The organism is Streptomyces sp. 8L (genome assembly GCF_020176795.1).
In the GTDB taxonomy this organism is placed as follows: Bacteria; Actinomycetota; Actinomycetes; order Streptomycetales; family Streptomycetaceae; genus Streptomyces.
On sequence record NZ_JAIUKE010000326.1, the window covers coordinates 1 to 14,784 of the forward strand.

Annotated in this window: 11 protein-coding genes; 5 read left to right on the top strand and 6 right to left on the bottom strand. The window is 74.2% G+C overall.

What is annotated here, in order from left to right:
* Window positions 1-233: 233 nt before the first annotated feature.
* The 3 genes from glgX (at window position 234) to treY (ending at window position 5,717) form a co-directional block, all read left to right on the top strand.
* Entirely contained in the window at window positions 234-2,384 is a 2,151-nt protein-coding gene (gene glgX / locus LCE31_RS24725; protein WP_225017757.1) for a glycogen debranching protein GlgX, read from the top strand.
* A 63-nt stretch (window positions 2,385-2,447) separates the two neighbouring features.
* Window positions 2,448-3,230 (top strand): GNAT family N-acetyltransferase, encoded by a 783-nt coding sequence (locus tag LCE31_RS24730; RefSeq protein WP_225017759.1) that lies wholly within the window; start codon window positions 2,448-2,450, stop codon window positions 3,228-3,230.
* Between the two features lie 114 nt (window positions 3,231-3,344).
* Window positions 3,345-5,717: a malto-oligosyltrehalose synthase gene (treY, locus tag LCE31_RS24735; RefSeq protein WP_225017761.1), complete on the top strand. Its 2,373-nt coding sequence runs from the start codon at window positions 3,345-3,347 to the stop codon at window positions 5,715-5,717.
* Window positions 5,718-5,743: 26 nt separating this feature from the next.
* Here the strand turns inward: treY and LCE31_RS24740 are convergent, their stop codons facing one another.
* On the bottom strand, window positions 5,744-6,292 hold the full coding sequence (locus tag LCE31_RS24740) for a DUF1707 and FHA domain-containing protein (RefSeq protein WP_225017763.1): 549 nt from the start codon (window positions 6,290-6,292) through the stop codon (window positions 5,744-5,746).
* 186 nt (window positions 6,293-6,478) lie between these two features.
* Between LCE31_RS24740 and treZ the strand changes: the two genes are divergently transcribed.
* Entirely contained in the window at window positions 6,479-8,227 is a 1,749-nt protein-coding gene (gene treZ / locus LCE31_RS24745) for a malto-oligosyltrehalose trehalohydrolase (RefSeq protein ID WP_225017765.1), read from the top strand.
* 88 nt (window positions 8,228-8,315) lie between these two features.
* Here treZ and LCE31_RS24750 read toward each other — a convergent pair whose 3' ends face one another.
* From LCE31_RS24750 to LCE31_RS24775, 5 genes are all read right to left on the bottom strand, one after another.
* Window positions 8,316-8,915 (bottom strand): GNAT family N-acetyltransferase, encoded by a 600-nt coding sequence (locus LCE31_RS24750; RefSeq protein ID WP_225017767.1) that lies wholly within the window; start codon window positions 8,913-8,915, stop codon window positions 8,316-8,318.
* A gap of 97 nt (window positions 8,916-9,012) precedes the next feature.
* Entirely contained in the window at window positions 9,013-10,158 is a 1,146-nt protein-coding gene (locus tag LCE31_RS24755; RefSeq protein WP_225017769.1) for an aminopeptidase P family protein, read from the bottom strand.
* A 104-nt stretch (window positions 10,159-10,262) separates the two neighbouring features.
* A complete protein-coding gene (locus tag LCE31_RS24760) occupies window positions 10,263-10,721 on the bottom strand; it encodes a septal ring lytic transglycosylase RlpA family protein (protein ID WP_225017771.1) in 459 nt (152 codons plus the stop codon).
* Between the two features lie 199 nt (window positions 10,722-10,920).
* Complete coding sequence (locus LCE31_RS24765; RefSeq protein WP_225017774.1) at window positions 10,921-11,883, bottom strand: DUF1444 family protein; 963 nt, start codon at window positions 11,881-11,883, stop codon at window positions 10,921-10,923.
* A 459-nt stretch (window positions 11,884-12,342) separates the two neighbouring features.
* A complete protein-coding gene (locus LCE31_RS24775; protein WP_374118546.1) occupies window positions 12,343-13,155 on the bottom strand; it encodes a nucleoside/nucleotide kinase family protein in 813 nt (270 codons plus the stop codon).
* 245 nt (window positions 13,156-13,400) lie between these two features.
* Between LCE31_RS24775 and LCE31_RS24780 the strand changes: the two genes are divergently transcribed.
* A partial coding sequence (locus LCE31_RS24780; RefSeq protein ID WP_263632257.1) for a GTPase-associated protein 1-related protein occupies window positions 13,401-14,784 on the top strand: 1,384 nt, incomplete at its 3' end.

A 14,784-nucleotide genomic window follows, 5' to 3' on the forward strand; every position in this document is an offset into this window, starting at 1 on the left:
GCGGGGTCCGGTGCCGTGAATCGCAAGGCGGAGGAGGGAGTCATGGCGGAGCCATGGCGACCGACGACAACGCCGCGAGTGGGGGTCCCCCCGCCCGGAGGGTGGGGGAGGTGCCGGGGCACGCGAGCCCGACAAGATCCAAACGAGAGGTCCTAGGTACTGACCCGACTTTCGGGGAAGATCTGCGGGAAGAGACCGGCACCACCCGGATCAGAAATGGAAGAGTTTCGTCTATGCAGATCTGGCCGGGACAGAGGTATCCCCTCGGCGCCACCTACGACGGCGCCGGCACCAACTTCGCGGTCTACTCCGAGGCCGCCGACCGGATCGAGTTGTGCCTGCTGCACGACGACGGCTCCGAGACGGCCGTCGAACTGCGGGAGACCGACGCGTTCGTCCGGCACGCGTACCTGCCCGGCGTGATGCCGGGCCAGCGGTACGGCTTCCGCGTGCACGGCCCGTACGCGCCGGAGAACGGACAGCGCTGCAACTCCGCGAAGCTGCTGCTCGACCCGTACGCGCGCGCCATCAGCGGCAGCATCGAGTGGGGCGAGGAGGTCTACGGCTACCACTTCGGCAAGCCGGACTCCCGCAACGACATGGACTCGGCGCCGCACACGATGTCGTCCGTCGTCGTGAACCCGTACTTCGACTGGGGAAACGACCGGCCGCCGCGCACCGACTACCACCGCACCGTGATCTACGAGGCCCATGTGAAGGGCCTGACGATGCTGCACCCCGCGCTGCCCGACGAGCTGCGGGGCACGTACGCGGGCCTGGCGCACCCGGCGGTCATCGAGCACCTGACGGAGCTGGGCGTGACGGCGCTCGAACTGATGCCCGTACACCAGTTCGTCAACGACCACCGGCTCGCGGACGCGGGCCTCGCGAACTACTGGGGCTACAACACCATCGGGTTCTTCGCCCCGCACAACACGTACGCGTCCTGGGGTGACCGGGGCGAGCAGGTGCTGGAGTTCAAGCAGGCCGTGAAGGCGCTGCACGAGGCGGGCATCGAGGTGATCCTCGACGTCGTCTACAACCACACGGCCGAGGGCAACCACCTGGGACCCACCCTGTCCTTCCGGGGCCTGGACAACCCGCAGTACTACCGGCTCACGGACGATCCCCGCTACTACATGGACACCACGGGCACCGGCAACTCGCTGCTGATGCGCTCCCCGCACGTGCTCCAGCTGATCATGGACTCGCTGCGCTACTGGGTCACCGAGATGCATGTCGACGGCTTCCGCTTCGACCTCGCGGCGACCCTGGCCCGGCAGTTCCACGAGGTGGACCGGCTGTCCTCGTTCTTCGACCTGGTCCAGCAGGACCCGGTGGTCAGCCAGGTCAAGCTGATCGCCGAGCCGTGGGACGTCGGCGAGGGCGGCTACCAGGTCGGCAACTTCCCGCCGCTGTGGACGGAGTGGAACGGCAAGTACCGCGACACCGTGCGGGACCTGTGGCGCGGCGAGCCGCGCACGCTCGCGGAGTTCGCGTCCCGGCTGACCGGCTCGTCCGACCTCTACCAGGACGACGGGCGCCGGCCGCTCGCCTCGATCAACTTCACCACCTGCCACGACGGTTTCACCCTGCACGACCTCGTCTCGTACAACGAGAAGCACAACGAGGCCAACGGCGAGGACAACCGGGACGGCGAGAGCTACAACCGGTCCTGGAACTCCGGCGCCGAGGGCGAGAGCGACGATCCCGGCGTCCTGGAGCTGCGCAGGCGCCAGATGCGCAATTTCATCGCGACGCTGCTGCTGTCCCAGGGCGTGCCGATGCTCAGCCACGGCGACGAGTTCGCCCGTACCCAGGGCGGCAACAACAACGCGTACTGCCAGGACAACGAGATCTCCTGGGTGCACTGGCCCGACCCGGACGCGAAGGCCGAGGACGGCACCCCGGTGCCCGAGCCGGAGGGCGAGAGCCTCCTCGCCTTCACCCGGGCGATGGTCTGGCTGCGCCGCGACCACCCGGTGTTCCGGCGCCGCCGCTTCTTCCACGGGCGCCCGGTGGAGGGCACGCACGACGAACTCTCCGACATCTCCTGGTTCACGCCCGAGGGCGACGAGATGAAGCAGCAGGACTGGCAGGCGTCCAGCGCGAGCGCGATGACGGTGTTCCTGAACGGCCACGCGATCTCGGAGCCGGGACCGCGCGGCGAGCGGATCGCGGACGACTCGTTCCTGCTGATGTTCAACGCGAGCCCGGACGACCTGGAGTTCCTGCTGCCGGTCAACCACGGCAGGCAGTGGCAGCTCGTGGTGGACACCGCGCGCCCCGGCGGGGTGCCGCCGGGCGCGGGCCCCACGGCGGACGGCGGCGAGCGGATCACCCTGATGAGCCGCAGCATGGCGGTCCTGATGCGCCCGGCGTGAGGGCCTGGCGCCGGCGGCCCAAAACCGGTTGCCGCGCCGCCCTCCCGGTGGTGCAGTGCGGGGATGGACCACACCGAGGTACTCGCGCTCTTCGACCGGCAGATGCGGCGCGAGGCGGCGCCCGACGGCCCCGGCACCCGGGTGGAGCGCACCGCGTCGGCCGTGCGCCAGAGCGGCGGCGACGGCTGGAACGGCGTGCTCTGGTCGGACCTGGACGAGGCCTCGGCGGACGCCGGGATCGCCGCGCAGATCGCGTACTTCGCCGGCCGGCCCTTCGAGTGGAAGCTGTACGCCCACGACACGCCGTACGACCTCGGTGAGCGGCTCGCGTCGGCCGGTTTCCGCGCCGAGCCGCCCGAGACCCTGATGGCCGCCCCGACCGCCGCCGTCGTGGAGCGCACGGCGCGGACGCGGCTGCCGGACGGCGTGCGGCTGGAGCCGGTGACGGACGCCGCAGGCGTCGCCCGGATGGCGGCGGTCCACGACGAGGTGTTCGGGCCCGGCAGCAGCTCCTTCCGTGAGCCGCTCGCCCGGCAGCTCGCCGAGGAGCCCGACACGCTCTCCGCCGTGCTCGCCGTCGCGGACGGCACACCGGTCTGCGCGGCCCGGGCGGAGTTTCCGCCGGGGAAGGAGTTCGCGAGCCTCTGGGGCGGCGGTACGCTGCCCGAGTGGCGGGGCCGCGGCGTCTACCGCGCGGTGGTGGCACAGCGCGCGCGGATCGCGGCCCGGCGCGGCTACCGGTTCCTCCAGGTCGACGCGTCCGAGGACAGCCGTCCGATCCTGGAGCGGCTCGGCTTCGCCGCCCTGACCACGACCACGCCGTACCTGTACGACCGGGACGCGTGAGCGTCCCCGCGCCTGGCCGAAGCTCCCCCTACGCGACCACCGGACGTACGAGTGACCGATGCCGATGCCGATGCCGATGACACGGAAAGCTCCGCACGGGGTACGTACGTGTCCATGACGCCCTCCGCGACCTACCGGCTCCAGCTGCGGCCGGACTTCCCGTTCTCCAAGGCCGAGAAGGCCGTGCCCTATCTCGCCGCGCTCGGCGTCTCGCACCTGCACCTGTCGCCGGTGCTCGAGGCGGTGCCGGGCTCGACGCACGGCTACGACGTCACCGACCACGCGTCGGTGCGCGCGGAGCTCGGCGGCGAGGAGGGGCTGCGGCAGCTCGCGCGCCGGGCCCGGGAGAACGGGCTCGGTGTCGTCCTGGACATCGTGCCGAACCACATGGCCATGTCGCCGCGGTACAACCGGGTGCTGCGCGAGGTGTTGCGGCACGGCGAGGCGTCGCCGTACGCGCGCTGGTTCGACGTCGACTGGGCGGCCGGCGACGGGAAGATCCTGCTGCCGGTGCTGCCGGGACCGCTCGGCGGGGAGCTCGGCGCGCTGGTGGTCGAGGACGGCGAACTGTGCCACGGCGAGCAGCGCTTCCCGCTGGCGCCCGGCACGGAGGAGCTGCCGCTGCCGGAGCTGCTGGACGCGCAGCACTACCGGCTCGCGTGGTGGCGCCTGGCCCGTACGGAGCTGAACTACCGCCGCTTCTTCACCATCTCGGACCTGATCGGGGTGCGGGTCGAGGACCCCGAGGTGTTCGCCCAGAGCCACGCCAAGATCCTCGAACTCGTGCGGGACGGGGTGGTGGACGGCCTGCGGATCGACCATCCGGACGGCCTCGCGGACCCGGAGCGCTATCTGCGGCGGCTCGGCGAGGCGACGGGCGGCTGCTGGACCGTGGTCGAGAAGATCCTCACCGGCGAGGAACGGCTGCCCGCGGCCTGGCCCGTGGCGGGCACGACGGGCTACGACGCGCTGCGCCGCGTCGACGGCGTCTTCACGGACCCGGTCGGCGCGGAGCTGCTGGAGCGCCGCTTCCGCGAGGTCGTGGCGCCTTCTGAGGACCGCGGCGGCTACTGGGGGCCGACGGTGCGCAGGGCGGCCTACCGGGTGCTCCTGCACGAACTCGCCGCGGAGACCGCGTCCCTGGTGCGCACGGCGAGCCGGATCTGCGCGCGGGACCCGGCGCTGCGGGACCACGCGCCGTGGGCGCTGGAGACCGCGGTCAGGGAACTGCTGGTGCGGATGGAGCTGTACCGGCCCTACGTGACACCCGGCGGGCCGCGCACCGAGGCGGCGGCCGCCGCCGTGTCCCCGGAGGCGGCACGGGCCGCCAAGGCGGTGTTCGCGGTCCCCGAGGAGGCCGCCGCGGTCGATGTCGTACGGGAACTCGCGCTCGGCGGGCTCGGGGACGGCCCCGACCATGTGGCGTTCTGCGCCCGGTTCGCGCAGACGGCGTCGGCGCTGCGCGCCAAGTCCGTGGAGGACACGGCGTTCTACCGGTTCCTGCCGCTCAGCTCCGCGAACGAGGTGGGCGGGGAGCCCGCGGCGCCCGCGGTGAGCCCCGACGAGTTCCACGCGTTCTGCGAGCGCATCGCCCGCGACTGGCCCGCCACCGGCACGGTCCTGACGACGCACGACACGAAGCGCAGCGCCGACGTGCGGGCCGGCATCGCGGTGCTGTCCCAGTGCCCGCGCTGGTGGGACGACCTGCTGGCGCAGGTCTCCGGCGTCGTCGCGCCCGACCCGCTGGTCGCCTGGCAGGCGTGGCAGACGGCGCTCGGCTTCACCCCCGCGGGCGACACGGCGGACGTGGACGCGGCGCTCGCGGCGGCGCCCGAAGGGGAGCGGATGGAGGGCGCGCTGCTGAAGTCCGTACGCGAGTCGGGTCTGCGCACCAGCTGGACGGAGGGCGACCCGCGCTTCGAGCAGGCGGTGAGGGACTTCGTCGCGGCGGGCCCCGCGGGGGCTGCACGGCGCACCGTCGCGCACTTCACGCGCGCCCTCGACCCGTATGTACGGGCCGCGTCGCTCGGCGCCGCGCTCGTGCACCTGACGATGCCCGGCGTCCCGGACCTCTACCAGGGCACGGAGCGCGAGTACTACGCGCTGGTCGACCCGGACAACAGGGCCCGCTTCCGGCCCGGCCCGCCGGACGAGAAGACCGTCGTCACGACGGCCGCGCTGCTGCTGCGCCGCGAACGCCCCGCGGCCTTCGGCGAGTCGGGCACGTACGCGCGCCTCGACGCGACGGGCCCCGCGGCGGCGCACTGCCTGGCGTTCGGCCGCTCCGGCGAGGTGATCACGGCGGTCACCCGGCTGCCGCTGCGCCTCGCCGAGGCCGGCGGCTGGGCGGACACGGCGCTGCCGCTGCCGCCCGGCCGCTGGCGCGATGTCCTGGCGGCCCCGCCGCGCGTGTACGAGACGGACGCGCTGCGTCTGGCCGAGCTGTTCGCGGACCGCCCGATCGCCCTGCTGGCCAGGGAGGACTGAGGGACTCGGCCCGGGCGCCCGGAGGCTCAGTGGGTCGCGATGCGGAAGCCCATCCGTCCGAAGACGACCTGGTCGCCGTCGGCGACCACGGTCGCGCTGACGACCCGGCGGCCGTTGACGGTCGTGCCGTTGGTCGAGCCCAGGTCCCGCAGGACCCACAGTCCGTCCCGCATCATCAGCTCGGCGTGGTGGCGGGAGACCGTGTCGTGGGTGAGCCGCAGGCCGTTGCCCGGATCGCGGCCTATCCGCAGCGGGTGCGGGCCCGGCTGCGGCAGCAGCAGCTTCGGCAGCCGCTCCGCCTGCCAGGCCGCCCGCAGCCGCAACGAGAACGACGACAGCCGACCGACCGCCCCGAACAGCCGCCGGGACAGGCGGCCTTCGCTCTCCAGATCGGCCGTCAGCGGCTTCAGCTCGTCCGCCCTGCGGGCCGAGAGCACCAGGTCCATCCGGCGCAGGAACGTGTCCTGCGACAGCTTCCCCGCGGCCACGCCCTCCCGCAGCACCGCGAGCACACGGTCGCGCTCGGCGTCGGAGGGCCGCGCCTGGTACACGGGTTGGTCGAAGGAGGACGTCACACACCAGATTGTCGGGCCGACGGGCCGTGAGTGTCCAGACGAGCCGGGCGAAGAGCCCCGTAAGGGCGGAATGGGCGGGTGGCGCGGAGCGGAACCTGCGGGCGGCCCGGCGCGCTGCCCCCGCGAGAGGCGGTGCGGCTTGTCACCATGGGACCACGGTGATGTGCGGACGGACGAGGGGGACCTGTGCAGTTCGAGGTGTGGGCGCCGAAGGCCGGCGAGCAGGTCGTGCTGCGGCTCGACGGCGAGGACCTGCCGATGCGGCGCGATCCGGCCAGGGACGGCTGGTGGACGGTCGAGGCGCGGGCCGGGGCAGGCAGCCGGTACGGCTTCGCGCTGGACGGCGGGCCGGTCCTGCCCGACCCGCGCTCGCGCCGTCAGCCGGACGGCCCCGACGGGCTGAGCGCGGTGCTCGGCACCGGGGTGCCGGAGCCGCGGGTGGCGTGGCCGGGCCGGCCCCTGGCCGGTGCGGTGCTCTACGAGCTGCACGTGGGCACGTACACGGTGGAGGGCACGCTGGACGCGGCCGCCGCCCAGCTGCCCGAGCTGGCGGAACTGGGCATCACGCACGTGGAGTTGATGCCCCTGTGCCCGTTCCCCGGCACCAACGGCTGGGGTTACGAGGGGGTGTCGCTGTGGGCCGTGCACGAGCCGTACGGCGGGCCGGAGGCGCTGGCCCGCTTCGTCGACGCGGCGCACGCCCTGGGCCTCGGTGTGGTGCTCGACGTGGTGCACAACCACCTCGGGCCGTCCGGCAACCATCTGCCCGCGTTCGGACCGTACTTCACCGACACGCACCACACGCCGTGGGGCGCCGCGGTGAACCTGGACGCGCCGGGCTCGGACGAGGTGCGGGCGTTCCTGCTGGGCAGCGCGCTCGCCTGGCTGCGCGACTTCGGCCTGGACGGGCTGCGCCTCGACGCGGTGCACGCGCTCGCCGACACGCGGGCGCTGACCTTCCTCGAGGAACTGTCGGCCGAGGTGGACCTGCTGGCCGCCGAGACGGGCCGGCCGCTGTTCCTGATCGCGGAGTCCGACCTGGGCGATCCCCGCACGACGACCCCGCGCCCGGCCGGCGGCCTCGGCCTGCACGCGCAGTGGAACGACGACTTCCACCACGCGCTGCACACCGCGCTCACCGGTGAGTCGCAGGGGTATTACGGGGACTTCGCCCGGGAGCCGCTGGCCGCGCTCGCGAAAACGCTGACGCGCGTGTTCTTCCACGACGGCACGTACTCCACGTTCCGCGGCAGGACGCACGGCAGGCCCGTGGACCGTGCGCGCACGCCCGCGTACCGCTTCCTCGGCTACGCGCAGACGCACGACCAGGTCGGCAACCGCGCGCGGGGCGACCGGCTCTCGGCGGAGCTCTCCCCCGGCCTGCTGGCGTGCGCGGCGGCGCTCGTGCTGACCGGGCCGCACACGCCGATGCTGTTCATGGGCGAGGAGTGGGGGGCGCGCACCCCGTGGCAGTTCTTCACCGACCACACCGATCCGGAGCTGGCGGAGGCCGTACGCAGCGGCAGGCGGCGTGAGTTCGCCGCGCACGGCTGGGCGGCCGAGGACATCCCGGACCCGCAGTCCCCCGCGACCAGGGACCGGTCCTGCCTGGACCGCTCGGAGCGGGGACGGGAGCCGCACGCGCGACTGCTCGCCTGGTACCGGGAGCTGATCGCGCTGCGGGCCGCCGAGCCCGATCTGACCGACCCGGACCTGTCGGCGGTGGCCGTCGCCCACGACGAGGCGGAGCGCTGGCTGGCGTTCCGCAGGGGCGATCTGTCGGTCGTGGTGAACCTGTCGGACGCTCCCCGCGACATCCCGCTGGGCGGCGGGCCGCGCCGGGTCCTTGCGGCGTGGGCCGAAGTCCGGCCGCCGGACGAGGCGGGGGTGCTGCGTCTGCCGGGCGAGTGCGCGGTGGTACTGGCGGGGGCGTAGGGGCTCGCGGGGCGCGGCATGCCCGGGGCTGGGGCGCGGCAGGCGGGCGGGTCGCGTGCGGGACGGAGCCGGCGTCGGGTCCCGGGCGTCACCCGCCGGATGCGTCGGCGGCCGTCTTGGCCGCGATCCTGGCGCGCAGTTTCTCGCGGACGGCGGGCCACTCCTCGGCGAGCACGCTGTAGTACAGCGAGTCGCGGCGCGTACCGTCCTGGCGCCGCATATGGCTGCGCAGCGTTCCCTCGTACACCAGGCCCAGGCGTGCGATGGCCTGCTGGGAGCGCTTGTTGAGGTTGTCGGTGCGCAGGGCGATCCTGGCAAGACTCAGGTCTTCGAAGGCGTGGGTGAACAGCAGGAGCTTGGACTCGGCGTTGTAAGGGCCTCCCCAGCAGGAGCGGTCGAACCAGGTCGCGCCGATCTCGGCGCGCCCCTCTGCGGGATCGAGGTCGTAGAGGCTGGTCGAACCGATCACGGCGCCGTCGTCGAGGCGCTGGACCGAGAAGCACCGCCAGTCGGGGTTCGACACGAACTCGCCGAGCATCGCCCGGGTCCCGGCCAACGTCTCCGGGCGGGGCCTGGGCATCCAGCGCCACACCTCGGGGTCGGACGCGGAGGGGAAGAGTGCCTCGGCGTGGTCGGTGGACAGCGGGACGAGGCGGACGACGGAACCGGTCAGCGCGTCATGGCTCATGGCGTCACAGTAGATCGCCGGGGCACGGGCCCGGTCACCCCCGCGGCCCCCGCTCCTGGCGGTCGGGCCGCGCCCCGCAACACCGGGGCCCTGGCCGTTACTCCACGATCGCCAGCTCGCGGGACGTGGTGTTGAAGCGGCGGCCCCCCGACGGGGTGGCGGTCACGATGTCCTCGATGCGGACGCCGAACCGTCCCGGGAGATAGATCCCCGGCTCGACCGAGAAGCACATGCCGGGGACGACCGGCCGCTCCTCCCCCTCGATCATGTACGGCGGTTCGTGGGTCGTGACGCCGATGCCGTGGCCCGTGCGGTGGATGAAGTACGAGCCGTAGCCCGCGTCCTCGATCACCGCGCGCGCCGCGCGGTCCACGTCCTGGCAGGCGGCGCCGGGCCGTACGGCCTGGAAACCGGCCTCCTGCGCGGCGCGGACGGTGTCGTGGACGCGCCGTTCCTCCGCCGTCGGCTCCCCCACGTGCACGGTGCGGGTGGTGTCGGAGCCGTAGCCGTGCTTGAGGCCGCCGAAGTCGAGCACGACCATGTCGCCGCGTTCGATGACGCGCTCGCCCGCCTCGTGGTGCGGATCGGCTCCGTTCGGGCCCGAGCCGACGACGGTGAAGTCGACCTGGGAGTGGCCGTGCGCCAGCAGCAGCGCCGCCAGGTCCGCCGCGATCTCGGACTCGCGGCGCCCGGCGAAGCGGACCTTCAGGATCTCCTCGTAGGCGGCGTCCGCCGCGGCGCCCGCCGCCGCGACCCGGGCCAGCTCCCGCTCGTCCTTGACGGCGCGCAGCATCGGCAGGGCGTCGGAGAGCCCCCGGTACGAGGTGCCCGGAAGCGCCCGCTGGAGGGCGAGCAGGTGCAGCGACCAGGCGTTGTCGCTGATCCCGAACGCGCCCTTCGCGTCGAGGCGGGACGCGGTCAGCGCGTACGGGTCGTCCGCGTCGGTCCACGGGGCCGCTGTCAGGGCGGGCGCGCCGGGCGCGCTCTCCGCGCCCCGGGCCTCCAGCGCGGGCACGACGAGGAGCGGATCGCCGTCCGCCGGTACGACGAGCAGGGTCATGCGCTCGGTGTCGGCGGTGGGCCGGTAGCCGGTGAGGTACGTCAGGTCGGGGCCCGGCGCGACCAGGAGCCGCGCGAGCCCGGCCGCGGCGGCCGAGGCGGCGGCGCGCTCCAGGCGGGCACGGTAGTCGGCGGCGGTGAAGGGGGCGGGCGCGGAGGCGGGTTCTGACGCGGTGGAGGACATGCCCTCATGGTGCCAACGCACACCCGGCCACGCGAGTGCGCGCGGGGTCGCCGGACACGCGAGGCCGCAGGACGCGCACGGCCTCCGGGCGACCGCCGGTGCCCTTACGCGGGGTCGACGTTCACGACGAAGTGGCCGGGGTCCGGCGAGATCGCGCCGATGCGGCTGAAGGCGCCGTCGGTGAGGTCGATGCAGAACGGCTGCGAGGGGCTGGCGGCGAAGGTGCCCCGGTCGTTGATGCGGACGGTCACGGAGGCGCCGTTGGCGGTGTTGGTGACGGTGACCATGGAGCCGAAGGGCAGTTGCGGGCTGAGGCTCAGCGAGGTCGCCGCGGTGAGGGCGTTGGGATCGAAGATCTCCCCGCTCGCGGTGTAGGACCCGGGCGGGATTCCCTCTCCGTAGTGCGTGGCCCAGCAGGGCGAGGGCATACCGGGGACGCTGGAGGCCGTCGCCCCGGACGCCGCCGCGGGGGTCGCGGGCAGCAGGGTCAGGCCCAGCAGGGCGAGAAGGGGCGCCAGGGACGCGAGGGGCCTGCCGATGGATGATCGACCAATCAGGGACATGACAACATCACCTCTCGATACCGGGACGGGGCACACGGGCCGGGAGCCCTCACCATGGCCGCCGGGAGACGGCGGACGCCGGCGAAGGCCCGGGGCATTTCTGCACGGATCACCAACTCGCCAAACGCGTACGGCGGATGATGGCCGGTATCGGCCCGCCCGCGACCGCAGGGCATCGGCCGGCCGCCGCCGGTCGCCGTCAGCCCTCCGGCGGCTCCTGCCGCGCCACCAGGCGCTCCAGCACCTCCTGGAAGTCCTCGTCCACCACGACCCGCAGCCCGTCGCCGTCCTCTTCCTTCTCGCTGAGCTGCGTGATCGTGCCGCCCCGCCACCAGTAGACGTACGGGCTGATCGCGCCCGGCGTGTCCTCGTACCCGGACGCGGCGAACATCGTCATGCCCGTCAGCGACGGGAGCACGCTCGCGTCGCGGATGACATGGAACGCCAGCTGGTGCCGGAACGGCATCGCGACGAGCGCGCCGTCCGCCGTGAGCTGCTGGCCCGTCGTCTGCCTGATCAGGCTCTCCAGCGCCAGGACACGGCTCGCCGTGTAGAAGGAGTCGCCGACGACGACCTCGAACCGCATCCCGTTGTCGTCCCTGACGGTCTCGCGGCCCTCGATCGGCAGCTCCCGCAGGTTGTCCATCGCGCGCTCGCGCAGCCGGTCCGTCTCGCCGAGCCGGCTGAGCGCCTCGTCGGTCAGCATCATCACGGACTCGGGCAGGTCGAGCGCCAGCAGCTCGTACAACCCGGGAGCGACAGAGCGGGCATAGCCGAAGTTCTCCGCGTCGAGCCCCTCTCCGCTGATCACGCGCGGGTACAGCTGCGCCCTGATCTGCGCGGGCGGCAGCGTGTCGAGCGCCGACGGCCCGTCCACCGTACGCAGCACCATCGCGGCGTGGCGCCGGGCGAGCTCGCCCCAGGCACGGGGGCCCCGGCGGTCGTTGTGGCAGACGGCGGCGAGGTTGCCGAGGCCGAACTGGCGGCCCGCGTTGTCCACGACGGCCGACTCGTACAGGGTCACCTCAAGGCCGCGCTCGGCGAAGGCCTCCCTGACCCGGGCACGGAAGTACGCGGCCTCGTCGACGGAGAAGAACGAGAACGCCCGGTCGCGGGGGGCGTCACGCGGGTCACGCCGTGGTCCGCGCCGGAACAGCCGCACGCCGTTTCGCCTCCGTCCCCTCGGCCCTTCGAGCCCTGTGAGTTCCGCCGGTCCTTCCGGCTCTCGCAGCCTGCGCAGCCGTGTACGGCCTCTCAGCCCTGTAAGGCTTCTCAGGCCCGTACGCGCTCTCAGCCCCGCACAGCCTCTCAGCCCAGTACGGCATCTCAGACCCGTACGCGCTCTCAGCCCCGCACAGCCTCTCAGCCCAGTACGGCATCTCAGACCCGTACGCGCTCTCAGCCGCGCACAGTGTCTCGGCCCTGCACGGCTTCTCAGTCCCGTACGGCTCTCCCGTCGTCTCCGTCCTTCCCGTGCGTCGCTCCCGCTCCCTGTCCCGCATCCGTACCCCGTCTTCGCGTCTTCGCTCCGTGCCGTGGGCCCGTGCTGTCCGGCGGTCCGCCGCGCGGGCCGTTCCCGCCGGCCGACGGGCCGACCGCTGGTGCCCCTGCCCTTTCGATGCTATGCCCAGTCCTCCGGCGCGCCGGAATTCCGCCGCCCGCCCTCGGCGCCGGGGCCGGCCGCACCACCGCCCGCACCGGCGGCGTCACCGCCGGTGTGCCCGGGGACCCGCTCCGTGACCTCGCCGCCCGCGGCCTCCGCGCCCGGTCCCGCCGTACCCGCGGGCGGGAACACGTCGCCCGCAAGCACCAGGTCGGCCCGGTCCCGGCCCGCCTCGACCAGCCGCGCGTTCGCCTCGTCCGAGCGGGCCACCCAGCGCTCGGCGAAGGAGCGCTCCTTCCCGAACCTGACGTGCCGCTCGACCAGCCGGGCCACCCGCGCCCGGGGATCGGGGTCGAGGAACCACACCTCGTCCAGCAGCGGGCGCACCGCCGACCAGTCCGGGTCGTCGTGCAGCAGGTAGTTGCCCTCGGTCACGACGAGCGGCACCCCGGGCGGGACGGGGACACTGCCGGCGACCGCCTCCTCGATCGACCGGTCGAAGGCGGGCGCGTAGACCACCTCGCCGGGCCGGGGCGCGCGGAGCCTGGCGAGCAGCGCCGCGTAGCCGGCCGCGTCGAACGTGTCGGGCGCGCCCTTGCGCTCCGCTCTGCCGAGCCGCTCCAGTTCGGCCTGCGCGAGGTGGAATCCGTCCATCGCGACAAGGGCGGCCGTGCCCGCCCCGTGCCGCTCCTCCAGGCGGTCCACCAGGCGCCGCGCGAGCGTCGACTTCCCCGCGCCCGGCGCCCCCGCGATGCCGAGCAGCCGCCGCCCGCCGGGGGTGACGAGGCCGTGGGCGCGGGCGACGAGCCCGTCGAACCGGTATGCGTCCATGCCCGCGATTGTGACCGAGGGGCTTTCGTCCGGGTCGGGCCGGGTGCCTGGACGCCCCCGGAGCCGGTGGTGCGGGGGGCTGTTCGACTCCGCGGCCGGCGATCTGGAAAGCTTTCCGCGAGGACCCCCCTTCTCCCGCGCCGGCCACGCCGCCGAGCGCTCAGGACCGGGCCGCGGCACGCGGCACGGAGCGGCAGCGGGGCCCGCACGGCGGACAGGGCACGTAGGTACGAAGGGTCCCGGGTATGAGCCTGGCGCAGCTGCATTACACCTCGACCGCCGAGGGCGGCTCCGACGCGCCCGGCCCACGGTTCACCGCCGTGGCGCCCGGCGTGTCGCACGCCGTCCTGAAGGAGGCGGAGGCGCTGCTCGCGTACGAGCCGCCGCGGGACGCGCCTCCGCACCCCTCGGCGGCCGAACTGGCCGCGCTGCCGCGTACCTTGAGTCACAGTCTGCTGTCGGACGGCAGCCGGCTGCTGGCCCGGTCGGTGTGCACCGGGGTGGATCACACGGGGCGCTGGTGCGCCTTCCACACCCACGCGGTGGTGATCCCGCCGGGGGGCGGACTGCCGGGCGGGGCACTGCCGTTCGCCGCGTGGGAGGACCCGCAGTGGGCGGGCGCCGCCCCGGTGGACGGGCGGATCGCACCGCTCGCGGCCTTCCGTACGTCCCCGGTGCCCGCGGGTCCGCTCGGCGGCAGTGCGCTGACCGCGTTCGCCACCACCAGGGCGGGGCGGCTGGCCGGCTTCCTGGCCGCGGTGCGGGAGGTGTGCGAGGGGCGGCATCCGCACGCGGGAGGGCCGAGTGGGCGGCTGTCGCGGCTGTTCCTGGTCGAGCGGGACAGTACGGATGTGGCGCGCTGGCTGGCGCTGGCGTCGGCGGCGCTGCCGCGGGCGTACGCGGAGCGGCTGACGTTCACCACGTACACCCGGCGGCCGGGTCCTGCGCCGCAGCAGGTGGTCGGCGTGCTGCCGGAGGACGTGGCCGCGCTGACCGGGCGCAAGGCGCAGGACGGCGGCGGGTTCCTGATATTCGACGGGGCGCCGCACAGCGCTCCTGGGCCCGGCGAGGACGCGCCGCCGGCCGCTGGGCCGGCCGTTCCCGCCGGGCCTCCCGATCCCACCGACACGACGGGCACCTGGGCCGCCACCGCGGCGCGGATCTGGCTGGCCGGCGCGCCCGAGGCGTTCGCGGACGCGGACGGCCTGCCGGACGGCCGGCTGTCCACGGGCGCTCTCGCCTGCGCCGCGCTCGCCCGCGGCGTCACCCTGGGCGCGGACGCCCGCGCCGAGGCGGCGGCCTGGGCGCGGATGCACGCGCGCACCCTGGACGCGGCCCTGGTGGACCAGGTCGTGGCGGCCCTCTGCGGGGCCTCGGGCGAGCGCACGGCCACCGAGGCGGGCGCGCTGGCCCGGCTGCTCGGCGCGCTCGGCATGACGGCAGCCGCGGGGACGACCGCGCCGCTGGGCGCGCTCGTGCTGACGCTGGCCGTGCGGATGCCCTCCGCCGTACCGGAGCTGCCGGTGGCGCGGCTGGCCGCGCTGCCTGTCGCGCTCAAGGACCGGCTCGCCGACGAACTGGCCGACGAACGGCGCGCCGGGGGGGGGGGGGGGGGCGCGGGGGGTGGGG

What these genes read in the sequence shown, in the direction of transcription:
- LCE31_RS24730 (WP_225017759.1), top strand. Translation starts at nt 2,448, where the DNA reads ATGGACCACACCGAGGTACTCGCGCTCTTCGACCGGCAGATGCGGCGC.
- LCE31_RS24775 (WP_374118546.1), bottom strand. Translation starts at nt 13,155, where the DNA reads ATGGACGCATACCGGTTCGACGGGCTCGTCGCCCGCGCCCACGGCCTC.
- treY (WP_225017761.1), top strand. Translation starts at nt 3,345, where the DNA reads ATGACGCCCTCCGCGACCTACCGGCTCCAGCTGCGGCCGGACTTCCCG.
- LCE31_RS24750 (WP_225017767.1), bottom strand. Translation starts at nt 8,915, where the DNA reads ATGAGCCATGACGCGCTGACCGGTTCCGTCGTCCGCCTCGTCCCGCTG.
- LCE31_RS24755 (WP_225017769.1), bottom strand. Translation starts at nt 10,158, where the DNA reads ATGTCCTCCACCGCGTCAGAACCCGCCTCCGCGCCCGCCCCCTTCACC.
- LCE31_RS24760 (WP_225017771.1), bottom strand. Translation starts at nt 10,721, where the DNA reads ATGTCCCTGATTGGTCGATCATCCATCGGCAGGCCCCTCGCGTCCCTG.
- glgX (WP_225017757.1), top strand. Translation starts at nt 234, where the DNA reads ATGCAGATCTGGCCGGGACAGAGGTATCCCCTCGGCGCCACCTACGAC.